Source organism: Nocardioides hankookensis (genome assembly GCF_042658885.1).
Lineage (GTDB): Bacteria > Actinomycetota > Actinomycetes > Propionibacteriales > Nocardioidaceae > Nocardioides > Nocardioides hankookensis.
Map to the genome: position 1 here is coordinate 1,580,603 of NZ_JBHSRJ010000004.1, position 22,566 is coordinate 1,603,168.

Below are 22,566 nucleotides of genomic sequence, written 5' to 3' on the forward strand. Positions count from 1 at the left end.
TGGCGAGCGAGCGGGAGCCTCTCATGCCACAGCAGTACCCCTTCAGCGCCGTCGTCGGCTCGGACGATCCCGACGGCATGGCCCTGGCCCTCATCCTCACCACGGTCTCCCCCGAGATCGGCGGCGTCCTGGTCCGCGGCGAGAAGGGCACCGCGAAGTCGACGATCGTCCGCGCCCTCGCCGCCGTCCTGCCGCCGATCGACGTGGTGGCCGGCGACCGGTTCTCCAGCGACCCGCGCGACCCGGCTCCGCTCTCGCCCGACGGGCCGTTCGGGGCTGACGCGGCGACCGAGACCCGCGCCGTACGCCTGGTCGAGCTGCCGGTCGGCGCGACCGAGGACCGGGTGCTCGGGTCCCTGCACCTCGAGCGGGCGCTGTCGGAGGGCAAGGCGGAGTACGAGCCCGGACTGCTCGCCCGGGCGCACCGCGGGATCCTCTACGTCGACGAGGTCAACCTGCTCCACGACCACCTGGTCGACCTGCTCCTCGACGCGGCCGCGATGGGTCGCTCGACCGTGGAGCGCGACGGCGTCTCGGTCGAGCACGCCGCCCGGTTCGTCCTGGTCGGGACCATGAACCCCGAGGAGGGCGAGCTCCGCCCGCAGCTGCTCGACCGCTTCGGGCTGACCGTCGAGGTCGCGGCACCGCGCGACCCCGCGCAGCGGGTCGAGGTGGTGCGCCGCCGGATGGCCTACGACGCCGACCCCGACGGGTTCGCCGCGTCGTACGCCGCCGACGAGCGGGCGCTCACCGCGCGCATCGAGGCCGCCCAGGCGCGGGTCGCCGAGGTCGAGCTCTCCGAGGAGATGCTGCTCCGGATCGCCGAGCTGTGCGCCGCTTGCGAGGTCGACGGCATGCGGGCCGACATCGTCACCGCGCGCACCGCCGTCGCACACGCCGCCTGGCACGGCCGGACCGCGGTCACCACCGAGGACATCCGGGCCGCGGCCCTCCTCGCGCTCCCGCACCGGCGCCGCCGGAACCCGTTCGACGCCCCCGGGCTCGACGAGTCGCTCCTGGACGACGTGCTCGGCGAGGACGAGCCCGAGCCGGACCCGGATCCCGAGCCGCCGGGCGGAGTGCAGGCCGACTCCGAAGGCGACGGGGGTTTCGAGACAGGCGCTAGCGCGCCTTCCTCAACCACCGGGAACGACAGCGCTGGCGCGCCTTCCTCGACGACCGACAAGCCCGGCGCAACCTACCGACCCCAGCTGTTCACCGTCCGCGGCGTGGGCGCCGGCGAGGCGGGCCGGCGCAGCCGAGCGGTCACCGAGAACGGCCGCCGGATCGGCTCGCGCGCCGGCACCAGCGGCGCCCTGCACCTGACCGAGACGGTGCGCGCGGCCGCGCCGTACCAGCGGCTGCGCGGGCGTACGGCGGGCCGCCTCCTGCTGCGCGCCGAGGACCTGCGCGTGGCGACCCGCGAGGGACAGGAGTCCAACCTGGTGCTCTTCTGCGTCGACGCGTCCGGCTCGATGGCCGCGCGCCGGCGGATGGAGCAGGTGAAGGCCGCGATCCTGTCGCTGCTGCTCGACGCCTACCAGCGCCGCGACAAGGTGGGCCTGGTGACCTTCCGGGGCAGCGATGCCGACCTGGCGCTGCCGCCGACGTACTCGGTCGACATCGCGGCGGCGCGGCTGGAGGTGCTGCCTGCGGGCGGTCGGACGCCGCTCGCCGAGGGGCTCCTCGAGGCCGCCCGGGTGCTCGAGCTCGAGCGCGTCCGTGACCCCCGGCGGCGGCCGCTGCTCGTCGTCGTCACCGACGGCCGGGCGACCAGCGGCGCGTCCGCGGTCGAGAGGTCCCGCCAGGCCGCCGGGCTGCTGGCCCGGGCCGGCGTCGCGAGCCTGGTCGTCGACTGCGAGAGCGGCGCGATGCGGCTCGGTCTCGCCTCCGTGCTGGCCGAGCACCTCGGTGCCGAGCACGTCCCGATCGCGGAGGTGAGCGCCGAGGCGCTGACCACAGCCGTGCGCGGGCGGGCCGCCTGATGCCGCAGGGCAAGCCGGACACCGTCCCCGACGACGGGCTCACCACCGCCCAGCGCCGCAACCAGCCGCTGCTGATGGTCAACACCGGCGACGGCAAGGGGAAGTCGACCGCGGCCTTCGGCCTCGCGATCCGCGCCTGGAACCAGGGCTGGGACGTCGGGGTCTTCCAGTTCGTGAAGTCCGCCAAGTGGCGCATCGGCGAGCAGACCGTGCTCGAGCGGCTCGGCGAGCTCCACGACCAGACCGGTGAGGGCGGACCGGTCGAGTGGCACAAGATGGGCGCCGGCTGGTCCTGGTCGCGCAAGGTCGGCGAGGCGGAGGACCACGCCGCCGACGCCGCGGCCGGGTGGGCCGAGATCAAGCGCCGCCTGGCCGCGGAGACCCACGACCTCTACGTGCTCGACGAGTTCACCTACCCGATGGAGTGGGGCTGGGTCGACGTCCACGACGTCGTCGAGACCCTGGTCGCCCGGCCCGGACGGCAGTACGTCGTCGTCACCGGCCGTCGCGCGCACCCCCGCCTCGTCGACGCCGCCGACCTGGTCACCGAGATGACCAAGGTCAAGCACCAGATGGACCGCGGCCAGAAGGGCCAGAAGGGCATCGAGTGGTGACCGTCCCGCCGACGGCCCTGCCGCGCGTGGTCGTCGCCGCCCCGGCCACGGGCCAGGGCAAGACAACCGTGTCGGTGGGCCTGATGGCCGCGCTGCGCCGGACCGGGCTCGACGTCAGCGGGCACAAGGTCGGGCCTGACTACATCGACCCCGGCTACCACGCCCTCGCGTGCGGGCGACCCGGCCGCAACCTGGACCCGCACCTGGTCGGCGAGCACCGCGTCGCGCCGCTGCTGCTGCACGGTGCCCGGGACGCCGACGTCGCGGTCGTCGAGGGCGTGATGGGGCTCTACGACGGCAAGGTCGGCACCCGAGGGTTCTCGTCGACCGCGCACGTGGCGGCCCTGACCGGCTCGCCGATCGTGCTGGTCGTCGACATCTCGCGGTCGTCCCGCTCGGTCGGCGCGGTCGTGCACGGCATGGCGACCTACGACCCGTCGGTACGGCTCGCGGGCGTCATCCTCAACCAGGCCGGCTCGCCCCGGCACGCCGCCGAGGTCGCGGACTCGATCGCGCTGCCGGTGCTCGGCACCCTCGGGCGCGACCCCGACCTCGCCGTACCGTCACGCCACCTGGGCCTGGTGCCCGCGGCCGAGCGCGACGAGGCCGCCCACGCCCTCGATGCACTGGCCGACCGGATCGCCGAGCAGGTCGACCTCGACGCCGTCCTCGCCGTGGCGCGCACCGCACCCGACCTGGACGCCGCCCCCTGGGACCCGACCGCGGAGGTCGGCCCCGCTGGCACCGCACAACCCGTCGTCGCCATGGCCGGCGGTCGCGCGTTCACCTTCCGCTACGCCGAGACCGAGGAGCTCCTCCGGGCCGCCGGGTGCCAGGTCGTGACCTTCGACCCGATGCACCACGCGCACCTGCCGGACGGCACGGCGGGCGTCTACCTCGGCGGAGGCTTCCCCGAGGTGCACGCCCGCGAGCTCACCGGCAACGCACCCCTGCGCCGGGAGCTGAGGGCGGCGGTCGCGGACGGCATCCCGACCGTCGCCGAGTGCGCCGGGCTGCTCTACCTGTGCTCGTCACTGGACTCCTCCCCCATGGTCGGCGCGATCGCGGCGGAGGCCGCGATGACCGAGCGGCTGACGTTGAGGTACCCCACGATGACGGCGACCACCGACAGCCTGCTGACCCGCGCGGGCGAGACCCTGACCGGCCACGAGTTCCACCGCACCCAGGTGACGCCACCCGGTGGCCGGCTCGGCTTCCTCGGGCCGACCCTCTACGCGTCGTACCTCCACACGCACTGGGCCGGCCACCCGCAGCTGGCGCAGCGCTTCGCGGACGCGGTGCACGCGCGTGGATGAGCCCCTCCGGCACCACGGCGACGTCGAGGCCCGCGGCGGCCTGCTCGACTTCGCCGTCAACGTGTACGACGGTCCGCGACCACGGTGGCTCGACGCCGCCCTGCGCGCGGGCCTCGACGCTGCCGGCAGCTACCCATCGGCGACCGTGGCCGAACACGCCGTCGCCACCCATCACGGTCGCGACCCGGACGAGGTCCTCGCGACGGCGGGTGCCGCCGAGGCGTTTTCCCTGCTGGCCCGCCTGTGCCCGTGGCGGCGGCCGGTCGTCGTGCACCCGCAGTTCACCGAGCCGCACGGCGCGTTGCTGCAGGCCGGCCACGACGTCACGCCGGTCGTGCTCGATGAGCCGTTCGCGCTCGACCCGGCGGCGGTGCCCGACGACGCCGACCTGGTCGTCGTCGGCAACCCGACCAACCCCACCGGCGTCCTGCACCCACGGGCCTCGATCACCGCCCTGCTGCGCCCCGGCCGCCTGGTCGTCGTCGACGAGGCGTTCATGGACGCCGTGCCCGGCGAGCCCGAGACCCTCGCCGGCCACCGGCACCCCGGGCTGGTGGTGACCCGCAGCCTCACCAAGCACTGGGGCATCCCCGGCGTGCGCGCCGGCTACCTGCTCGGCGACCCCGCCGTCGTGGCCGACCTACGCCGCGGCCAGGTGCCCTGGTCGGTGTCGAGTACCGCCATCGCCGCGATGCTCGCCTGCTGCACCGAGGACGCAGCCGACGAGAGCCGTCGTCGCGCCGCCCAGATCGACGGGTGGCGCCGCAACCTCGAGGAATCCCTGTCAACCACGGGGATCCGCCACATCTCGTCGCGCGCGAGCTTCGTGCTCGCCGACGTCGGCGCTGGTGTGCACGAGGCGCTGCGCGCCGCCGGCGTCGCCGTACGACGGGCCGACACGTTCCCCGGTCTCGGCCCGCAGTGGGTGCGGATCGCCGTCCGTCCGCCGGAGCGAACCAGATCACTCCTGGACGCTCTGTCCGTGGCGCGCTCCGATGCCCTAGGCTGACGCCGCGGGCACGAGGAAGCCGGTGAGAATCCGGCACAGTCGCGCTACTGTGACACCGCCTCCGAGCGGTGGAGTCAGACCCGAAGGTCCGCTTCCATCCATTCGAACAGGGACGCACGTATCCCTGAGGAGGCACCATGTCGCAGTCGTCTGCCGCACCCATCTCCGGCTCCGCGGTCGAGATCCCGTCGATCCCCTTCCGCGAGATCGCCCCGTGGGCGCTCTTCTTCGGCCTGCTCGGCCTGATCATCCTGTTCTTCATCAGCGCCGACCAGGGCGCCATCTCGGTGCCGTCGGGCAACGCGATCCACGAGTGGGTCCACGACGGCCGGCACCTGCTCGGCTACCCCTGCCACTGAGCGGGGGTCGACGCCATGACAGCACGGGCATTTCTCGTCCGGGGGCTGCTCGTCGGCCTCCTCGCCGGCTTCGCCACGTTCCTGGTCGCGCACCAGGTCGGTGAGCCACACGTCGAGACCGCGATCGCTCTCGAGGAGGCCGCCGCCGCGGCCGAACCAGCCGACCCGGCGGCACACGACCACGAGGACGAGGGCACCACGGTCTCCCGTCACGACCAGCGGACCTGGGGGCTGCTCACCGGCAGCCTCGCCGTGGGCCTCGCCATCGGTGGCATCGTCGCGCTGGTCGCGGCCTCCGTCGTCGGCCGCATCGGCAGCCTGACCCCCGGTCAGTCGACGGCACTCGTGAGCCTGATCGGCTTCGTCTCGGTGGCACTGGTTCCGTTCCTGAAGTACCCCGCCACGCCACCCGCGGTCGGCAACGCCGACACGATCGGTGACCGCACGAGCTGGTTCTTCGGCTTCATGCTGATCTCCGTCGCGTTCGCCGCCTTCTCCTCGCTGCTCGCGATCCGGCTCGCCGACGAGATCGGCACGTACGGCGCGGTCCTCGCGGGCGTCGGCGTCTACGTCGTCGCCGTGGTCGTCGCCGGCCAGCTGATGCCGACCGTCAACGAGATCGGCGACTTCCCGGCCGACGTGCTCTGGTACTTCCGCCGCGCGTCCCTGATCACGCTCGCGACGATGTGGGGCGTCATCGGGGTCGGGCTGACCGGCCTGGTCGGGCGCCTCTACCGCCGCGAGACGGCCACGGTCCAGCGGCGCGAGCTCGCCGCCAGCCTGTGATCGCGGCTCCGTCGGCGGCCGTCGCCGCCGCCGCGACCGAGCGCCTGGCCGGCCTGGCGACCCCTCCGGGGGCGTTGGGCCGGCTGGGTAACCTGGCCGTCTGGATGGCCGCGACCCAGGGCGTCTGCCCGCCGCGCGAGCTGACCAACGTCGGGCTGGTGATCTTCGCCGGCGACCACGGTGTGGCCCGGCACGGCGTCTCGGCGTACCCGCCCGAGATCACCGCCGCCATGGTCCGCACCTTCCTCACCGGACGAGCCGGCGTCTCAGCCCTGGCGAAGGCGCACGACGTCAGCGTGCGCGTGCTCGACCTCGGGGTCGACGACGACCTGGAGGGGGTGCCGGACGGCGTACGGCGGCACAAGGTGCGGCGTTCCTCGGGCGCGATCCACCTCGAGGACGCCCTCACCGCCGACGAGACGCGCCGGGCCCTCGAGGTCGGCGCGTCCGTGGCGCGCGAGGAGGTCGCGGCCGGGGCACAGCTGCTGCTCAGCGGCGACATGGGCATCGGCAACACCACCCCCGCCGCCGCCCTCGTGGCCGCCGGGCTCGGGCTGCCCGCCTCGGAGGTCACCGGCCGCGGTACCGGCATCGACGACACCGCCCTGCGTCACAAGGAGCAGGTCGTCCAGCAGGCACTCGACCGGGCCGGCAGCCGGGTCGCGGACCCCGTCGACTGCCTGACCGCCCTCGGCAGCGCCGACCTGGCCGCCAGCACCGGCTACCTCCTCGAGGCCGCCCGGCTCGGCGTCCCGGTGCTGCTCGACGGCCTGATGGCCGTCGCGTGCGCGCTCACCGCCGATCGGATCGAGCCGGGCGCCGCCGCCTGGTACGCCGCCGGGCACCGCTCCACCGAGCCCGCCCAGTCGCTGGCGCTCGCGAAGCTCGGGCTCGAGCCGGTGCTCGACCTCGGGCTCCGGCTCGGCGAGGGCAGCGGTGCGGTCGCCGCGGTGCCGGTGCTGCGCAGCGCGGTCGCCCTGTTGCGGGACGTCGCGCTGCTGTCGGAGATCCTCCCGGGTGGGTGACGCCTGGCGGCTGGCGGTCGGGACGCTCACGGCACTGCCCGTCGCTCCCCCGCGCCAGGTCACCCGCGACACCGCGCGCGGCGCCATGCTGCTGGCACCGCTCGCGGTGCTCCCGCTCGGTGCTCTGGTCGCGGCCGTGCTGTGGCTCGGCGGGCTCGCCGACCTGCCACCGCTTGCCGTCGCCTTCGTGGCCGTGGGTGCGCTCGCCGCCGGGACCCGGGCGCTGCACTGGGACGGGCTCTCCGACGTCGCCGACGGGCTGACGGCGTCCTACGACCGCGAGCGCTCCCTGGCCGTCATGAAGACCGGCACCAGCGGCCCCGCCGGCGTGGTCGCGACCGTCGTGGTCGCCGGCGTCCAGGCCGCCGCGCTGACGGCGTACGTCGGCTCCGCGCATCTCGCCGTGCTGGCGGGCGCGCTGGTCTGCCTCTCCCGGTGCGCGCTCTGGATCACCTGCTGCACGCGCGTGCCGGCCGCCCGGCCCGATGGCCTCGGCAGCACCTACACCCGCACGGTCCCGCTCCCGCTCGCCGCTCTCGGCGGCATGCTGCTGTCGGTCACCGGCGGGCTTGCGGTCGTCGCGCTGGTCCGCCGGACGACGCGGCGCTTCGGCGGCGTCACCGGGGACGTCTTCGGCGCGGCCATCGAGCTCGCGCTCGCGACCACGCTGCTCACCTGGGCCTGGCTGTGACCGGCTCAGAGCCTCAGCACGCGTCCCGCCACCACGAGGTGCACCTCGTCGCACGCGGCCCCGAACCGCTGGTTGACCGAGCCGAGCAGGTCGCGGAAGACCCGTCCCGAACGGTGCTCCGGCACCACCCCCATCCCGACCTCGTTGGTCACGAGGACCACCGTGCCACCGAGCACCGACACCGCGCGGTCGACGGCCTCGTCGACGTACGCAGCGAGGTCCGGCACCGACGCGTCCCACAGGCCCGCGTCGTCGACCAGCCGGGTCAGCCAGGTGCCGAGGCAGTCGACGATCACCGCGTCCTCGGTCGTCAGCGCCGCCACGAGGTCACCGGTCTCGACGGTCGCCCAGTGCGCCGGGCGGCGGGCCTGGTGTGTCGCGACCCGCGCCTGCCAGTCGTCGTCGTCGCGAGCCGGCCCGGGTGCGACGTACCGAACCGCGGGCTCGCCGTCGAGCAGCGACTCGGCGTGCCGCGACTTGCCGGACCGCACCCCGCCGGTGACCAGGACCCTCATCGATGAACGCTCCCCTCGGGCTCGTGCTCGGCTTCGCCGCCGACCGCTTGCTCGGCGACCCGGCTCGGTGGCACCCGGTGGCCGGCTTCGGTCGCGCGGCGACGGCCCTCGAGCAGGTCACGTACGCCGACCGCCGCGGTCCCGGCGCCGTGCACGTGGCCGTGCTGGTGTGCGGCTCGGCAGCGCTGGGCCGGGTCGTGCCGGTCGCGCTCGCGACCTGGGCCGTCCTCGGCGGTCGCTCGCTGGACCGCGAGGCCGCGGCCGTGGAGGCGTTGCTGGCGGCCGGTGACCTGCCGGGCGCCCGCCGACGGCTCACCCACCTGGTCGGCCGCGACACCAGCACGCTCGACGAGGCCGAGGTCGCCCGGGCCGTGATCGAGTCGCTGGCCGAGAACACCTCGGACGCCGTGGTCGCTCCCCTGGTCTGGGGCGCGGTCTCGGGAGCACCAGGGCTCCTGGCCTACCGCGCCGCCAACACGCTCGACGCGATGGTCGGGCACCGCAACGCCCGCTACGAGCGCTTCGGCTGGTCGGCGGCCCGCCTCGACGACCTGCTCAACCTCCCCGGCTCGCGCCTCACCGCGCTGCTCGCGGTCGCGCTCGGCGACGACCACGCCGGAGCCTGGCGCGCCTGGCGCCGCGACGCCGGCGGGCACCCCAGCCCGAACGCGGGCCCGGTGGAGGCGGCGTTCGCGGGCGCACTGGGGATCCGGCTCGGCGGCATCAACACGTACGGCGACCGGGTCGAGGACCGTCAGGTGCTCGGCGACGGCCAGGCCCCGGGTCAGCACGACATCACCCGCGCTCGCCGGCTGGCGAGACAGGTCGGCCTGGGCGCGCTGGCTGCCGTCGTACCCATCGCGCTGCTGCGTCGACGTCGCTGACCGTCTCCACGCCCGCGGACGCCGGAGGTCGGCGTACGACGACCACGGGGACGCCGAGCGCGGCGGCGGCGTCCAGCTTGGGCCGCGTGTGGCTCCCGCCCGAGTCCTTGGTGACGAGCACGTCGGTGCCGTGCCGCTCCATCAGCGCCAGCTCGCCGTCGCGGGTGTAGGGCCCGCGGTCGCGGAGCAGCTCCCAGGGCGCCGGGAGGTCGACCTCGGGGGCGTCCACGACCCGCGCGAGCACCGCGCGGTCGCGCAGCGGACCGACGAACGCACCCAGCCGCTGGCGTCCGATCGTCAGGAACGGTCGCTCCCCCAGCGTCGCCGCGACCGATGCCGCCTCGTCGTGGTCGTCGACCCAGGTCCACGGGCCGTCCCACCCCGGGCGGGCCAGCCGCAGCAGCGGCACGCGCACGGCGGTCGCGTGCCGCGAGATCTGCGCGGCGTAGGGATGGGTGGCGTCGACGACCGCGTCGAAGTCCTCGGCGTACGCCGCCAGCGCGGCCGCGCCGCCGAACCCGCCGATCCGCACCTCACCGACCGGCAGCCGCGGGTCGGCGACCCGACCGGCGAGGGACGAGACGACCTCGCAACCGCCGTCGACCAGGGCGGCGGCGAGTGCCCGGGCCTCCGCCGTGCCGCCGAGCACGAGCACCCTCATCGACCGTCGCCCGGAGGCAGCACCCGCAGGCCGCCGGGCGCGCCGGTGGTGGCCAGGTCGAGCAGCGCCTCGACGTCGAGGTGGTGCTCGACCAGGTCGCCGAGCAGGTCGAGCCGGCGCTCGCGGGCGGCGCCGAAGCTCACCCCGGACGGCGTCCAGACGTGCCCGGTCAGGCGGGCGACCTCGGTCAGGAAGGCGCCCCGGAAGGCGTCGCTCTCCAGGCAGCCGTGCCACATGGTGCCGAAGACGTGACCGGCGCGGGCACCACCGAGGAACTCCTCGCCCGCACCGACGCTGACCCGGCCGTGGTGGATCTCGTAGCCGTCGACGGGCGCGCCGAGCGCCGTACCGCGGGGCAGCCGGAGCACCTTCTCCGCGCCGAACACCGTGTCGGCGTCGAGCAGCCCGAGCCCGCTGTCGGACGCACCCGGAGGACCCTCGACGCCGTCGGGGTCGCGCACGGTGCGGCCGAGCATCTGGAACCCACCGCAGATGCCGAGCACCGGTCGACCCGCCGCCGCGTGGTCGAGCACCGCCCGGTCGAGGCCGCGCGAGCGCATCCACTCCAGGTCGGCCAGCGTGGCCCGCGACCCGGGCAGCACGATCAGGTCGGCGTCCGCGAGCGAGCGGCCGTCGGAGGCGTAGATGACGTCGACCCCGGGCTCGAGGCCCAGCGCGTCGATGTCGGTGAAGTTGCTGATCCGCGGCGACCGCACGACGGCCACCCGCAGCGGCGCCGGGCCGTCGACCACCCGCCGGTCGCCGACGTCCAGGGTGTCCTCGCTGTCGAGCCAGACGTCGGAGCTGAACGGCAGCACGCCGTACACCCGGCGACCGGTCAGCTCCTCGAGCTCGGTCAGCCCGGGCCCGAGCAACGACTCGTCGCCGCGGAACCGGTTGACCACGAAGCCCGCCACCAGCCGCTGGTCCTCGGGCGCGAGCAGCGCCACGCTCCCGAAGAGCGAGGCGAAGACCCCGCCCCGGTCGATGTCGCCGACCAGGACCGTCGCCAGGCCACCGTGCTGCGCAAGGCCCATGTTCACGTAGTCGCTCGCGCGCAGGTTGATCTCGGTCGGGCTGCCGGCACCCTCGGCGACGACGACCTCGAAGCGCGCGGCGAGGTCGTCGAACGCGTCGTACGCCGCGGCCGCCAGGTGCCGCCGCCCGTCCACGAAATCGCGCGACGAGACCTCGCCCGCCGGCTGGCCGAGCACCACGACGTGGCTGCGCTGGTCGCTGCCGGGCTTGAGCAGCACCGGGTTCATCGCGACCTCGGGCTCGACCTTCGCCGCGAGCGCCTGCACCCACTGGGCCCGCCCGATCTCGCCGGTCCCGGTCGGCGCGGTGACGACCATCGAGTTGTTGGACATGTTCTGCGACTTGAACGGCGCCACCTTCACCCCGCGGCGCACGAACGCTCGGCACAGCCCCGAGGTGACGATGCTCTTGCCGGCGTCGGAGGTGGTGCCCGCGACCAGGAGCCCGGTCATGCGGCGAGCTTCCACTCGGCGAGGACTCGGCAGTCGTGGTTGGCGTAGCGGGCCAGCACCAGCCGGTCGGCCCGGCAGCGCGCGGGCACGGCACCACCCAGCGCCGTCCGCACCGATCGCTCGTCGATCCCGTCGGCCCGCTGGTCGAGGGTCAGGTGCGGCGTCGGCTCCGGGTAGGCGCCGCCGTACGGCGGGCACTGCGGGAACGCCGCGACCAGCCGCCGGGTCAGCTCGCGGAACGGTCCATCCGGGTCGGGCAGCAGGGACAGGATCCCGTGCGCCAGCTCGCCGATCCGGTCCAGCGTGTAGTCGAACGCCGGTGTGGCCGCGGCGATCTCCCCCACCAGCGCGAGGTCGGCGTCGCCCGGCTCGTCGAGGAAGGGCCCGAGTGCCGAGATGTGGGCGTGCACGAACGTCGGGTCCGCGGAGACGAACGACGCGTCGTAGTGCCGCGTCCGGCCGAGCACGAACGGCTCCAGCTCCGGCACCGGGACGACCAGGACGGTATGCGCCATCACGCCTCGCGACGGATCAGGAAGATGTCCATCACCCAGCCGGCAGCAGCCCGCACCCGCTCACGAGCCGCGTCGATCTCGGGCAGCACGTCGCCGACCCGGCCGGCGACGAGCTCCTCCGACGGCGTGCCGAGGTTGGCGCCCCACCAGATCGACCAGCTCTCCAGCCCCTCGAGCTCGATCACCCGGTTGAGCATCACCACGACGTTGTCCTGACCCTGGTCGATCGCCTCGCGCAGCCGACGGCCGCTGGTCACGTGCAGGGCGTGGCCGACCTCGTGCAGCACGATCCGGTGCCGGGCCGCGAGCAGCTGGATGCTGGAGATCCCCGGGAGCACGTCGAGCTCGAGGTCGAGGCGGCCTCGCTCCTGGAGCGACTGGAGGATCCGGATCGTCGAGTCGTAGAACGCCGGGTCGCCCCACACCAGGAAGCCCGCGTCGCCCTCCCGCGACAGCAGCGCCTCCTCGTACGCCGTCTGCCGCTCCTCGTGCCAGCGCGCCACGGCCGCGTCGTACTCCTCCTGCGTGGCGGTGCGGTCCGGGCGACGCTCCCGTTCAGGGTCGTCGACGCGCACGATCACCGGCGACGTGTCGAGGTGCCGGTCGAGGAGCCGCTCCCGGGCGTTGACCAGCGGATCGGGCATGCCGCCGCGCCCGGACTTGTCGGTGACGACGAAGTAGTCGACGTCGCGCAGGGCCTGCACGGCCTCCAGGGTCACCTGGTCGGGATCGCCCGGACCGACGCCGATGATGCGGACCCGCTTCGTCATCCGCGGTCCTCCAGGTCGCCCTCGAGGTCCAGGTAGACCTGCTGCATGGCAGCCAGCGTGGCCGGGTCGGGTGACTCCCACAACCCGCGGTCCGTCGCCTCGTGCAGCCGCTCGACGATGCCGCGCAGCGCCCACGGGTTGCTCTTCGTCATGAACGCGCGGTTGGTCTCGTCGAGCACGTACTCCTGCGCCAGCGACTCGTACATCCAGTCGTGCACGACGCCGGCGGTCGCGTCGAACCCGAAGAGGTAGTCCACGGTCGCCGCGAGCTCGAACGCGCCCTTGTAGCCGTGCCGCTGCATCGCCGAGATCCAGCGCGGGTTGACCACCCGGGCCCGGAAGACGCGGTTGGTCTCCTCCTGCAGCGTGCGCGTGCGTACGGCGTCGGGGCTGGTCGAGTCGCCGACGTACGCCTGCGGTGCGGTGCCGGTCAGCGCACGCACGGTGGCGACCATGCCGCCGTGGTACTGGAAGTAGTCGTCGCTGTCGGCGATGTCGTGCTCGCGGGTGTCGACGTTCTTGGCCGCGACCTTGATCCGCCGGTAGTTGGCGCGCATGTCGTCCGCGGCCGGCGCCCCGTCGAGGTCGCGCCCGTAGGCGAAGCCGCCCCACGCCGTGTAGACCTCCGCCAGGTCCGCGTCGTCGCGCCAGCTGCCCGACTCGATCACCTGCAGGATCCCGGCGCCGTACGATCCCGGCTTGCTGCCGAAGATCCGGGTCGTCGCCCGGCGCTCGTCACCGTGCTCGGCCAGGTCGGCACGGGCGTGCGCCCGCACGTAGTTGGCGTCGTCGGGCTCGTCGAGGCCCGCGACCAGCCGTACGGCGTCGTCGAGCATCGCCACCACGTGCGGGAACGCATCGCGGAAGAAGCCCGAGATCCGCACCGTCACGTCGATGCGCGGGCGGCCCAGCTCGGCCGACGGCACCACGACCAGGTCGCTCACCCGCCGCGACGCCTCGTCCCACTCCGGCCGTACGCCGAGCAGCGCCAGCACCTCGGCCACGTCGTCGCCCGAGGTGCGCATCGCCGACGTGCCCCAGATCGAGAGCCCCACGGATGCCGGGTAGTCGCCGGTGTCGTCGAGGTGGCGCTGGAGCAGCGAGTCGGCCATGGCGACGCCGGTCTGCCAGGCGAGCCGCGACGGCACCGCGCGCGGGTCGACCGTGTAGAAGTTGCGCCCGGTCGGCAGCACGTTGACCAGCCCGCGCAGCGGCGAGCCCGACGGGCCGGCCGGCACGAAGCCGCCGTCGAGCGCGTGCAGCAGCGCGTCCAGCTCGTCCGTCGTACGCCGCAGCCGCGGCACCACCTGCTCGGCGGCGAAGGTCAGCACCCGCTGCACCTCCGGGTCGTCGTGAAGGCCGGTCGCGGCGGCAGGGTCCCAGGACGCATCCTCCATCCGCTGCACGAGGTCGCGCGCCTGCTGCTCGATCGAGTCCACGGCCGTGACCGACTCGCCCTCCTTGAGGCCGAGCGCCATCCGCAGCCCGGGCACGGCGTTCGCGGCGCCGCCCCAGACCTGCGCCGCGCGCAGGATCGCGAGCACCAGGTTGACCCGCGCCTCGCCCTCGGGCGCCTGGCCGAGGACGTGCAGGCCGTCGCGGATCTGGGCGTCCTTGATCTCGCAGAGCCAACCGTCGACATGGAGGATGAAGTCGTCGAACTCCTCGTCGTCGGGCCGCTCGTCCAGCCCCAGGTCGCGGTGCATCTCGGCGGCGTGCATCAGCTGCCAGATCTCGCCGCGGACGGCCGGCAGCTTGGCCGGGTCCATCGCGGCGATGTTGGCGTGCTCGTCAAGGAGCTGCTCGAGGCGCGCGATGTCGCCGTACGACTCCGCCCGCGCCATCGGCGGCACCAGGTGGTCGATGATCGTCGCGTGCGCGCGGCGCTTCGCCTGCGCACCCTCGCCCGGGTCGTTGACCAGGAACGGGTAGACCAGCGGCAGGTTGCCGATCGCGGCGTCGGTGGCGCACTCGGCCGACAGTGCGGCGTTCTTGCCGGGCAGCCACTCCATCGAGCCGTGCTTGCCGAGGTGGACGACGGCGTGGGCGCCGAACCCGTGCTCGACCCAGCGGTACGCCGCCAGGTAGTGGTGCGACGGCGCGAGGTCGGGGTCGTGGTAGATCGCGACCGGGTTCTCGCCGAAGCCGCGCGGCGGCTGGATCAGCAGCACCACGTTGCCCGCCTGGATCGTGGCCAGCACGATCTCGCCGGCATCGTTGGTGAAGAGCCGTCCGGGCGACTCGCCCCAGGCCTCGACGATGTCGTCCATCAGCGCGCGCGGCACGTCGGAGGTCCACGCGTCGTACTGCTGCTGGGTGATCCGCACGTGTGCGTCGGTGAGCTGAGCGTTGGTCAGCCACTCCTCGTCCTGGCCGCCGGCCGCGATCAGGGCGTGGATGAGCGCGTCGCCCGCCTCGGTGTCATCGGCGAGGTCGAGCGCAGGGATGTGCCCGACGTCGTAGCCCTCCTCGCGCATCCGGCGCAGCAGCCGGACGGCGCTGACCGGGGTGTCGAGGCCGACGGCGTTGCCGACGCGTGAGTGCTTGGTGGGGTACGCCGAGAGCATCAGCGCGATCCGCTTCTCCGCGTTCGGGATGTGGCGCAGACGGGCGTGGTTGACCGCGATCCCCGCGACCCGCGCGCAGCGCTCGGGGTCGGCGACGTAGCGCGGCAGCCCGTCGGCGTCGACCTCCTTGAACGAGAACGGCGCGGTGATGATGCGGCCGTCGAACTCCGGGATCGCGATCTGGGTCGCCGAGTCGAGCGGCGTGACGCCGTCGTCGGACGCCTCCCACTCCGCGCGGCTGCTCGTCAGGCACAGCCCCTGGAGGATCGGGATGTCGAGGGCGCGCAGCCGCTCGACGTCCCAGGCCTCGTCGTCTCCCCCGGCGCTCGCGCCGGCCGGCTTGCTGCCACCGGCCGCGAGCACGGTGACCACCAGGGCGTCCAGGCTGCCGAGCGCGTCGTACAGCTCGTCGGGCGCGGAGCGCAGGCTGCCGGCGAACACCGGTACGCCGACGGCCCGGCCGGTCGCGTCGGTCGCGTCGACCAGGGCGTGCGCGAAGGCGTCGTTGCCGCTGATCTCATGGGCGCGGTAGTAGAGCACCCCGACCCGGGGCCCCTCGCCCTCGCGCTCCGCGATGCCCCACTGCGGCACGACGACCGGCGGCTCGAACCCCTCACCGGTCAGCAGCACCGTGTCGGAGAGGAACGCGTGCAGCTGGCCGAGGTTGGCGGGGCCGCCCTCGGCCAGGTAGCGGTGTGCCTCCGCGGCGACCCCGATCGGCACGGTGGAGAGCTCCATCAGCTCGGCGCTGGGCTGTGCCTCTCCTCCGAGCACGACGACGGGCCGGCCGTCGGCGAAGAGCTGGTCACGCCACGGCTCGAGGTCGTGCGGGGAGCCGAGCAGCCGCACCACGACGAGCGCGACGCCGTCGAGGTCGGGCAGCGAACGTGCCGGGTTGGCCCAGACCCAGCCGGCGCCGGACGCCCTGGCCGAGAGGAGGTCGGTGTCCGAGGTGGACAGCAGCGCGAGCTTCATGGTTTCTCCCGGGGTTCTCGCCCCTGTTCGACGGAGGTCCCGTGGCCAGTGTCTGGCTTCAGCGCGAACGCTTCACAGTGGCGGAACCGCCCCGGACTCGCACCGGGTTCCTGCTCCACGAGACGTGTGTCGTCAGCCTAGCGGGCTCCCGGACCAGGCCGCCCACAGCTCGGCGTACCGCCCTCCGGCGGCGACCAGCTCGTCGTGGCTGCCGCGCTCGACGACCCGACCCGCATCCATGACCACGACCTCGTCGGCGGTGACGGCCTGGGTCAGCCGGTGCGCGATCGTGACCGACGTGCGGTCCGCGGTGACGGCCAGCGCCGCCAGCTCGAGGGCGCGAGCGCCGGCCGACCCCGCCTCGGCGGTGGCCTCGTCGAGGACCACCACGAGCGGGTCTGCGAGCAGCACCCGGGCCAGGGCGACCTGCTGCGCCAGGGCGGGCGTCAGCGTGACGGCGCCGTCCCCGACCGTCGTGGACAGGCCGTCGGGCAACGCCTGCACCGACGCCCACGCACCCACCGCGGTGAGCGTCGACTCCAGCTCGTCGTCGGACGCGTCCGGGGCGGCGAGGGTCAGGTTGTCGCGGACGCTGCCCGCGAAGACGTGCACCTCCTGGCTCACGATCGCCACCGCGGGCCGGCCGTCGCCGTCCACGCGCCGCAGCGGCACCGATCCCAGGGTCACCTCGCCGCGGGTGGGCGCGAGCCGACCGGCGATCGCCGCGCCGAGGGTCGTCTTGCCCGCCCCCGACGCACCGACCACGGCGACCCGCCGACCGGGCGCCACGTCGAGCGACACCTCGTCGACGGCGGGCCGCCCCTCGACGTACTCGTGGTGCAGCCCGCGTACGACGAGGTGCGCGTCCTCCGGGCGTCGCGGGTCGTGCACGGGCACCGGTGCCGGGAGCTGGGCGAGCCCGACCAGCCGGACCATCGACGCGCCGACCGACTGGGCCTCGTCGAAGAGACCGATCAGCGCGCCGATCGGGTTGAAGAGCCGGTGGAAGAGCAGTGCCGCCGCCGTGACGGCACCGACGGTGATGGCGTCGTCGCGGACCAGGACCCAGCCGGTGCCGAGGATCAGCAGCAGCCCGGCCAGCTCGGCGCGGTTGTTGCGGGCGTAGAAGCGGGTGAGCATCCAGTAGACGTCGATCGAGATCTGCGCGGAGCGCCAGGACGCCTCGGCGGTGACCGCCTGGTGCCGGTCCGCCAGGCCGAAGCCGCGCAGCGTCCGGCTCGCGTGCACGCCCGTCAGCAGCGCCTCGGCCCGGGCACCGTTGGCCTCGCGCTCCCGGCGGTAGTAGGGGCCTGACCGCGGCAGGTACCAGCGCAGCCCGAGCACGTAGAACGGCACCGCTCCCAGCCCGGCCAGGCCGAGCCGCCAGTCGAGCGCGAAGAGGCCGGCGGAGGTGAAGACGACCGCGATCGCCGAGGTGACCAGGATCGGGACGACCTCGGTGAACGACTCGGTGACCAGGCGTACGTCGTCGCTGATCCGCGAGAGCAGGTCGCCCGAGCCGGAGGCCTCGATCTCGCTCGCCTCCAGGTCCAGGGCGCGCTCGACGACGGTCTCTCGGAGCTCGGCCAGGGCGGGCTCCGCCGTCCGCGCCATCAGGGCGATCGACAGGGCGGTCGCGAGGCCTCCGACCACGGCGGCCGCGAAGATCCACAGCGCGGCGCGCACGATGTCACCACTGTCGCCACCGGTGTCGACCACGTCGACGATCCGGCCGAGCTGCCAGGGCCCGACCAGCCCCGCCAGTCCGGCGACCACGAACGCGAGCGAGCAGAGCAGCAGCGGCCAGGGGTGCGACCGGACCAGCCGCCAGGAGAAGGCAGCGGCCTCGCGCGGCGTGGAGACGGGCAGCAGGCTCATCGCAGCACCGCCGTCCGGTAGGCCTCGTCGCGGACGAGCTCAGCGTGGCTGCCGACCGCGACGACGCGGCCAGCGACCAGGTGCACCACCCGGTCGGCGCGCGCGAGCAGGGCGGGGCTGCTGGTGAGCAGCAGGGTGGCGCCGTCGGTCCGCCGTACGCCGTCCAGGCGTGCGGCGATGCGCTCCTCGGTCACCGCGTCGACCGCGGTCGTCGGGTCGTGCAGCACCAGCACCGGCGGGTCGGCCGCCAGCGCCCGGGCCAGGCCGAGGCGCTGCCGCTGCCCGCCCGAGAGCGTGGTGCCGTTGACGGTGACCGGCTCGTCGGGCAGGTCCTCGGCGGCCGAGGCCGCGAGCACGGCGGCGAGCCGCTCATCGGGGACGGCCTCCCCCGGGTCGACGTTCGAGCGCAGGCTGCCCTCGAAGAGGTCGACGTGGTGCTCCGCCACCGCCAGCAGCCGGCGGATCTCCTCGATCCGCAGCTGGGTCAGGGGTACGCCGGCCAGCCGGACCGCGCCGGCGGTCGGCGCCGACTCGGCGCGGAGCAGGTCCATCAGCGCGGCCGCGTCGGCCGGCTCCTCGGCGACCACGGCGACGAGCTCGCCGGGCGCGACGTCCACGGACACCTCGCTCAAGGTGCCGTGCGTGACGTCGTCGAGCGCCAGCCCACCCGCCCCGGGAGCAGCCCACTGGTCGCCCACGTGCACCAGCGGGGCCGCACCGAGCAGCTCGACGATCCGCCGGGCCGACGCCCGGGAGCGAGCGATCGCGGCGACCAGGTAGGCGACCATCCCCATCGGTTCGGCCACGAACTGCGCGAGTCCGACCACCGCGACCAGCTCGCCGATCGACATGTCTCCCGACAGGGCCCGCTGCCCGGCCAGCAGCGCGACGGCCGCGAGGAAGGCGATCCCGAGGCCGTCGGTCACGCCGTACAGCAGTCCCTCCCAGCGCGCGGCCGAGATGCTCGCGCCCATCGCGTCACGGCTCTGGGTCCGGTAGCGCCGGTGGGCGACCCGCTCGGCGCCGATCCCCTTGAGCGGACGCAGGCCGCGGACCAGGTCGGTGGCGAGGCCGTTGGCCCGGCCGACCGCCTCCTGACGCACGTGGGCGCGGTGCGCGAGCCGAGGCGCGAGCACCTGGGTCGTCAGCAGCACCAGCGGCACGCCGACGAAGACGACCGTCGCGACCAGCAGGTCGATGGTGGCGAGCACGACCGCGCTCACCACCAGGCCGACCAGCCCGACGACGGTGAAGGTCAGGTGCCGGAGCACCGTCGCGACCGCGTCGGCGTCGCCGGTCGCGATCGACAGCACGTCGCCGGGCAGCCGGTCGGTCCGGGCGCCCCGCGGCGAGAGCACCAGCGCGGACACCTCCGTGCGCAGCGCGTGGCTCTCCTCTTGGAGCGCGCGGAAGCCGACCCGCGAGCCCAGCCGGTAGGCCGTGCTCAGCACCGCGAAGTGCACTCCGAGCACCAGACCCCACAGCACCATCTGCTCTGCGTCGCTGGTCGCCACCGCCCGGTCGATCACGACACCGATCAGGACCGGTACGGCGGCCTCGCACACCTGCCAGACCATGAGCAGGCCGACCGCGCCGGTCAGTCGCCTACGCTGGCGGGTGATGGTGCGTCGGACGAGCCCACCCGGAGTCGCCGGTGGAACGGGCATGCGGCCTGCTTTCGTGGTAAGGGTACCCTTACCTTAAGACGTCGACGAGAGGAACCCACGCGTGGCCACCTGGCACGGACAGGTCGAGAGCACGGAGCGACTCACCCCCACCCTGGTCCGAGTGGTGCTCGGCGGTGAGGGGCTCACCGGGTTCTCGGTGCCCGAGGCGACCGACACCTACGTCAACCTCGCGATCCCGCCCGCGGGTGCGCCGTACGACGCGGTGTTCAGCCCCGCCGAGGTCCGCGAGACCCACCCCAAGGAGACCTGGCCGGCCCGCCGCCGCTACACCGTCCGCGACTGGGACGACGCCGCCGGGCTGCTCACGCTCGACTTCGTGGTGCACGGCGACGAGGGCGCGGCCGGGCCGTGGGCCGCGAACGCCCGCCCGGGCGACGTGCTGGTGTTCGAGGGGCCCGGCAGCGGCTACGCGCCGGACCCGTCAGCGGACTGGCACCTGCTCGTCGGCGACGAGTCCGCCCTCCCCGCGATCGCGGCGTCCCTCGCCACCATCCCGGCCGGCACCCGCGCGGTCGTGCGGCTGGTCTGCGACGGGCCCGACCACGAGGTCGCGCTGCCCTGCGCCGGTGACCTCGACCTGGTCTGGCTGCACCGCACCGGTGCCGTCGACGACGTGGACCTGCTCCCCGACGCGGTGGCCGACGTCGACTTCCCCGCCGGACGGGTCCACGCGTTCGTGCACGGCGAGGCCGACGAGATCCGCGCGATCCGCAAGCACCTCATCAGCGACCGTGGGGTCGCGCGCGCCGACATGTCGTGCTCGCCGTACTGGCGCCGCACGATGACCGACGAGGCCTGGCGTGCGGTCAAGCGTGACTACGTGGCGGCGATGGACGCCGACGTCGCCTGACCGCCCGCCAGGGCACTACTGGTCGTAGCGGATGACCCCGCGGATGTTCTTGCCATCGCGCATGTCCTGGTAGCCCTGGTTGATCTCGTCGAGCGAGTACTCCTGGGTGACCATCTCGTCCAGCTTGAGCTTGCCGTCCATGTAGAGGTCGAGCAGGCGCGGGATGTCGTAGCGCGGGTTGGCGTTGCCGAAGATGCAGCCGACGAGCTCCTTGCGCATCATCGACATCTCGAAGAGGTTCAGCTTCACGTCGTCGGCCATCATGTTGGCGACCGAGGTGACGACACCGCGACCGGCCTTCTTGACCAGGCTCATCATCGGCGCGATCAGGTCGCCGGTGGCGAGGCCGACCGCGAGGATCGCCTTGTCGGCCATCGCGCCCTGGGTGATCTCGTTGATCAGCGGCTGCGCGTCGGCCATCGAGGCTGCGGTGTGCGTGGCGCCGAGGGTCAGGGCCTTCTCGCGCTTCCAGTCGACCGGGTCGATCGCGATGACGAACCGGGCACCGGCCATCGCCGCACCCTGGACGGCGCTCATGCCGATGCCGCCGAGGCCCATCACGGCCACGGTCTCGCCGGACTGCACGTCCGCGGCGTACGTCGAGGAGCCCCAGCCGGTCGTCACGCCGCAGCCGACGAGCGCGGCCTTCTCGAGCGGGACGTCCTTGCGGATCTTCACCGCGCTGTCGACGTTCACGACCGTGTACGGCGAGAACGTGCCGAGCCCGACCATGATGCCGAGGTCGCGGCCGTCCTTGGCGTGGTGGCGGTAGGAGAAGTCCGAGAGCTGCATGCCGCTGAGCAGGAACGCGCCCAGGTCGCAGAGGTGCTGGTGGCCCGTCGAGCAGGACGGGCACTTGCCGCAGGACGGGATGAAGCTGAAGACGACGTGGTCGCCGACCTCGAAGCCGACCGTGCCCTCGCCGACCTCTTGGACGACGCCGGCGCCCTCGTGGCCGCCGATCACCGGGAACTGCTTGAGGCCGAACGCCTCCGCGAGTTCCGGGTCGAGGACCATGTCACCGGTGACCATGTGCTCGTCCGAGTGGCACAGGCCGGAGGCGGCGAGCTTGACCAGGATCTCGCCCTTCTTGGGCGGGTCGAGCTCGATGTCCTCGACGCTCCAGTCGGTGTGCGGCTCCCACAAGATGGCGGCGCGGGTCTTCATGCTGGCTCCTCGGGAAAGTAAGCGCGGAAAGTAGAACGCGTTCTTGTCCCTGCAAACTAGCCCCTCGTGTGGCGGCTGTCACGCGAATCAGGCGCGCAGGTACGCCACGAATCCCGGGTTCGTCAGCGCCCACGGCCCGCGCGCCGCGCGGACGGCGTCGATCGCTGCGTCCGGCGTGCTCCCGAGCCGCACCAGCGCGCTCGCGACGACCAGCCCGGAGCGGTTCAGCCCTCCCGAGCAGCGCACCAGCACCCGCCGTCCGTCGCGTACGGCGTCCGCGACCTGCGCCGCCACCTCGTCGACCCGGGCGCCGGTCGCCGGGTCGATCGCAGCGTCGGCGAGGCGGAGCACCACGTGCTCGACGCCCTCGCTCGGGCCGTAGCCCGGACGGGTCGCGAGACTCACGACCAGGTCGAACTCGTCGCCGACGACGCACGCCGAGCCGGACTGCGACAGGACGTCGTGGCCGCCCTGGAAGAGCCCGGGAACCACCTCGTTCCACGGGTCGACACAGAGCGGCATCGACGACGCGCGACCGGTCCCCCGGCACGCCGCGCAGTCCGGCATCGACGCCGGCTCGGCGTAGCAGGCGTGGCAGAGCACGCCCGCAACCTACCCGTCAGCGACGCTCAGGCGGCGAAGCTGATCTGGCTCTCGACCGCGGCGAGGACCTCCGGGGTGATCTCCGTGATCCCGTGCGCGCTCGCGGCGTGGGCGGCGACCTGGCCGAGCATCGCGCCCCGGTCGGAGTTCTCGAACCGGGCGGCGCAGCCCGGCATCACGTCTCCACAGGCAAGCTTGAACATCGTTGTCCTTCCACT

Annotated in this window: 19 protein-coding genes, 1 pseudogene and 1 riboswitch; of the genes and pseudogenes, 9 read left to right on the forward strand and 11 right to left on the reverse strand. The window is 73.9% G+C overall.

All coding sequences use genetic code 11. The annotated features are described in order from the left end of the window. The first annotated feature begins 23 nt into the window (after positions 1-23). The 7 genes and pseudogenes from ACFPYL_RS14160 to ACFPYL_RS14190 all read left to right on the forward strand — a co-directional run bounded on the left by ACFPYL_RS14160 (position 24) and on the right by ACFPYL_RS14190 (position 7,785). Positions 24-1,985, forward strand: a complete 1,962-nt coding sequence (locus tag ACFPYL_RS14160; protein WP_379155234.1) for a magnesium chelatase subunit D family protein — start codon at positions 24-26, stop codon at positions 1,983-1,985. Then, entirely contained in the window at positions 1,985-2,599 is a 615-nt protein-coding gene (gene cobO, locus ACFPYL_RS14165) for a cob(I)yrinic acid a,c-diamide adenosyltransferase (RefSeq protein WP_379155237.1), read from the forward strand. The genes ACFPYL_RS14160 and cobO overlap by 1 nt, the downstream gene beginning before the upstream one ends. Continuing rightward, positions 2,596-4,924 (forward strand): annotated as a pseudogene (locus ACFPYL_RS14170) (cobyrinate a,c-diamide synthase). Before cobO ends, ACFPYL_RS14170 begins: the two are co-directional and overlap by 4 nt. A gap of 137 nt (positions 4,925-5,061) precedes the next feature. Continuing rightward, the gene (locus ACFPYL_RS14175; RefSeq protein ID WP_379155240.1) at positions 5,062-5,283 is read left to right on the forward strand and encodes a CbtB domain-containing protein; all 222 of its coding nucleotides are present in this window, start codon (positions 5,062-5,064) and stop codon (positions 5,281-5,283) included. A gap of 15 nt (positions 5,284-5,298) precedes the next feature. Then, positions 5,299-6,069 (forward strand): CbtA family protein, encoded by a 771-nt coding sequence (locus ACFPYL_RS14180; RefSeq protein ID WP_379155243.1) that lies wholly within the window; start codon positions 5,299-5,301, stop codon positions 6,067-6,069. Further along, on the forward strand, positions 6,066-7,094 hold the full coding sequence (gene cobT / locus ACFPYL_RS14185) for a nicotinate-nucleotide--dimethylbenzimidazole phosphoribosyltransferase (protein WP_379155245.1): 1,029 nt from the start codon (positions 6,066-6,068) through the stop codon (positions 7,092-7,094). The genes ACFPYL_RS14180 and cobT overlap by 4 nt, the downstream gene beginning before the upstream one ends. After that, positions 7,087-7,785 carry an adenosylcobinamide-GDP ribazoletransferase gene (locus ACFPYL_RS14190; RefSeq protein ID WP_379155248.1) on the forward strand — a complete coding sequence of 233 codons (699 nt, stop codon included), beginning with the start codon at positions 7,087-7,089 and terminating at the stop codon, positions 7,783-7,785. The genes cobT and ACFPYL_RS14190 overlap by 8 nt, the downstream gene beginning before the upstream one ends. 5 nt (positions 7,786-7,790) lie before the next feature. Here ACFPYL_RS14190 and ACFPYL_RS14195 read toward each other — a convergent pair whose 3' ends face one another. Next, complete coding sequence (locus tag ACFPYL_RS14195; protein ID WP_379155251.1) at positions 7,791-8,300, reverse strand: bifunctional adenosylcobinamide kinase/adenosylcobinamide-phosphate guanylyltransferase; 510 nt, start codon at positions 8,298-8,300, stop codon at positions 7,791-7,793. A gap of 2 nt (positions 8,301-8,302) precedes the next feature. On the opposite strand from ACFPYL_RS14195, the gene ACFPYL_RS14200 reads away from it, so the two are divergent. Further along, complete coding sequence (locus ACFPYL_RS14200; RefSeq protein ID WP_379155254.1) at positions 8,303-9,184, forward strand: cobalamin biosynthesis protein; 882 nt, start codon at positions 8,303-8,305, stop codon at positions 9,182-9,184. On the opposite strand, the gene ACFPYL_RS14205 is transcribed toward ACFPYL_RS14200, so the two are convergent. The 7 genes from ACFPYL_RS14205 to ACFPYL_RS14235 all read right to left on the reverse strand — a co-directional run bounded on the left by ACFPYL_RS14205 (position 9,096) and on the right by ACFPYL_RS14235 (position 19,707). Next, the gene (locus tag ACFPYL_RS14205) at positions 9,096-9,845 is read right to left on the reverse strand and encodes a cobalt-precorrin-6A reductase (protein WP_379155258.1); all 750 of its coding nucleotides are present in this window, start codon (positions 9,843-9,845) and stop codon (positions 9,096-9,098) included. The two genes, ACFPYL_RS14200 and ACFPYL_RS14205, sit on opposite strands and share 89 nt — an antisense overlap. Then, on the reverse strand, positions 9,842-11,335 hold the full coding sequence (locus ACFPYL_RS14210) for a cobyric acid synthase (RefSeq protein ID WP_379155260.1): 1,494 nt from the start codon (positions 11,333-11,335) through the stop codon (positions 9,842-9,844). Before ACFPYL_RS14210 ends, ACFPYL_RS14205 begins: the two co-directional genes overlap by 4 nt. Continuing rightward, the gene (locus tag ACFPYL_RS14215) at positions 11,332-11,850 is read right to left on the reverse strand and encodes a 2'-5' RNA ligase family protein (RefSeq protein ID WP_379155263.1); all 519 of its coding nucleotides are present in this window, start codon (positions 11,848-11,850) and stop codon (positions 11,332-11,334) included. Before ACFPYL_RS14215 ends, ACFPYL_RS14210 begins: the two co-directional genes overlap by 4 nt. After that, positions 11,850-12,620, reverse strand: a complete 771-nt coding sequence (cobF, locus tag ACFPYL_RS14220; RefSeq protein WP_379155266.1) for a precorrin-6A synthase (deacetylating) — start codon at positions 12,618-12,620, stop codon at positions 11,850-11,852. The genes ACFPYL_RS14215 and cobF overlap by 1 nt, the downstream gene beginning before the upstream one ends. Further along, complete coding sequence (cobN, locus tag ACFPYL_RS14225) at positions 12,617-16,162, reverse strand: cobaltochelatase subunit CobN (RefSeq protein WP_379155269.1); 3,546 nt, start codon at positions 16,160-16,162, stop codon at positions 12,617-12,619. The genes cobF and cobN overlap by 4 nt, the downstream gene beginning before the upstream one ends. A 26-nt stretch (positions 16,163-16,188) precedes the next feature. Further along, positions 16,189-16,318, reverse strand: a riboswitch (cobalamin riboswitch). Next, positions 16,295-18,040 carry an ABC transporter ATP-binding protein gene (locus ACFPYL_RS14230; protein WP_379155272.1) on the reverse strand — a complete coding sequence of 582 codons (1,746 nt, stop codon included), beginning with the start codon at positions 18,038-18,040 and terminating at the stop codon, positions 16,295-16,297. Its footprint overlaps the riboswitch before it by 24 nt. Further along, entirely contained in the window at positions 18,037-19,707 is a 1,671-nt protein-coding gene (locus ACFPYL_RS14235; protein ID WP_379155275.1) for an ABC transporter transmembrane domain-containing protein, read from the reverse strand. The genes ACFPYL_RS14230 and ACFPYL_RS14235 overlap by 4 nt, the downstream gene beginning before the upstream one ends. A gap of 61 nt (positions 19,708-19,768) precedes the next feature. Here ACFPYL_RS14235 and ACFPYL_RS14240 point away from each other — a divergent pair, with 61 nt between their 5' ends. Beyond that, positions 19,769-20,578 carry a siderophore-interacting protein gene (locus ACFPYL_RS14240; RefSeq protein ID WP_379155278.1) on the forward strand — a complete coding sequence of 270 codons (810 nt, stop codon included), beginning with the start codon at positions 19,769-19,771 and terminating at the stop codon, positions 20,576-20,578. A gap of 15 nt (positions 20,579-20,593) precedes the next feature. On the opposite strand, the gene ACFPYL_RS14245 is transcribed toward ACFPYL_RS14240, so the two are convergent. From ACFPYL_RS14245 to ACFPYL_RS14255, 3 genes are all read right to left on the reverse strand, one after another. Beyond that, positions 20,594-21,745, reverse strand: a complete 1,152-nt coding sequence (locus tag ACFPYL_RS14245) for an NDMA-dependent alcohol dehydrogenase (RefSeq protein ID WP_379155280.1) — start codon at positions 21,743-21,745, stop codon at positions 20,594-20,596. Positions 21,746-21,832: 87 nt separating this feature from the next. Further along, the gene (locus ACFPYL_RS14250; protein ID WP_379155283.1) at positions 21,833-22,348 is read right to left on the reverse strand and encodes a protein-tyrosine phosphatase family protein; all 516 of its coding nucleotides are present in this window, start codon (positions 22,346-22,348) and stop codon (positions 21,833-21,835) included. 26 nt (positions 22,349-22,374) lie between these two features. Then, entirely contained in the window at positions 22,375-22,551 is a 177-nt protein-coding gene (locus ACFPYL_RS14255; RefSeq protein ID WP_379155286.1) for a DUF1059 domain-containing protein, read from the reverse strand. Positions 22,552-22,566 lie beyond the last annotated feature (15 nt).

What these genes read in the sequence shown, in the direction of transcription:
- ACFPYL_RS14160 (WP_379155234.1), top strand. Translation starts at nt 24, where the DNA reads ATGCCACAGCAGTACCCCTTCAGCGCCGTCGTCGGCTCGGACGATCCC.
- cobO (WP_379155237.1), top strand. Translation starts at nt 1,985, where the DNA reads ATGCCGCAGGGCAAGCCGGACACCGTCCCCGACGACGGGCTCACCACC.
- ACFPYL_RS14175 (WP_379155240.1), top strand. Translation starts at nt 5,062, where the DNA reads ATGTCGCAGTCGTCTGCCGCACCCATCTCCGGCTCCGCGGTCGAGATC.
- ACFPYL_RS14180 (WP_379155243.1), top strand. Translation starts at nt 5,299, where the DNA reads ATGACAGCACGGGCATTTCTCGTCCGGGGGCTGCTCGTCGGCCTCCTC.
- ACFPYL_RS14195 (WP_379155251.1), bottom strand. Translation starts at nt 8,300, where the DNA reads ATGAGGGTCCTGGTCACCGGCGGGGTGCGGTCCGGCAAGTCGCGGCAC.
- ACFPYL_RS14200 (WP_379155254.1), top strand. Translation starts at nt 8,303, where the DNA reads ATGAACGCTCCCCTCGGGCTCGTGCTCGGCTTCGCCGCCGACCGCTTG.
- ACFPYL_RS14205 (WP_379155258.1), bottom strand. Translation starts at nt 9,845, where the DNA reads ATGAGGGTGCTCGTGCTCGGCGGCACGGCGGAGGCCCGGGCACTCGCC.
- ACFPYL_RS14210 (WP_379155260.1), bottom strand. Translation starts at nt 11,335, where the DNA reads ATGACCGGGCTCCTGGTCGCGGGCACCACCTCCGACGCCGGCAAGAGC.
- ACFPYL_RS14215 (WP_379155263.1), bottom strand. Translation starts at nt 11,850, where the DNA reads ATGGCGCATACCGTCCTGGTCGTCCCGGTGCCGGAGCTGGAGCCGTTC.
- cobF (WP_379155266.1), bottom strand. Translation starts at nt 12,620, where the DNA reads ATGACGAAGCGGGTCCGCATCATCGGCGTCGGTCCGGGCGATCCCGAC.
- cobN (WP_379155269.1), bottom strand. Translation starts at nt 16,162, where the DNA reads ATGAAGCTCGCGCTGCTGTCCACCTCGGACACCGACCTCCTCTCGGCC.
- ACFPYL_RS14230 (WP_379155272.1), bottom strand. Translation starts at nt 18,040, where the DNA reads ATGAGCCTGCTGCCCGTCTCCACGCCGCGCGAGGCCGCTGCCTTCTCC.
- ACFPYL_RS14235 (WP_379155275.1), bottom strand. Translation starts at nt 19,707, where the DNA reads ATGCCCGTTCCACCGGCGACTCCGGGTGGGCTCGTCCGACGCACCATC.
- ACFPYL_RS14245 (WP_379155280.1), bottom strand. Translation starts at nt 21,745, where the DNA reads ATGAAGACCCGCGCCGCCATCTTGTGGGAGCCGCACACCGACTGGAGC.
- ACFPYL_RS14255 (WP_379155286.1), bottom strand. Translation starts at nt 22,551, where the DNA reads ATGTTCAAGCTTGCCTGTGGAGACGTGATGCCGGGCTGCGCCGCCCGG.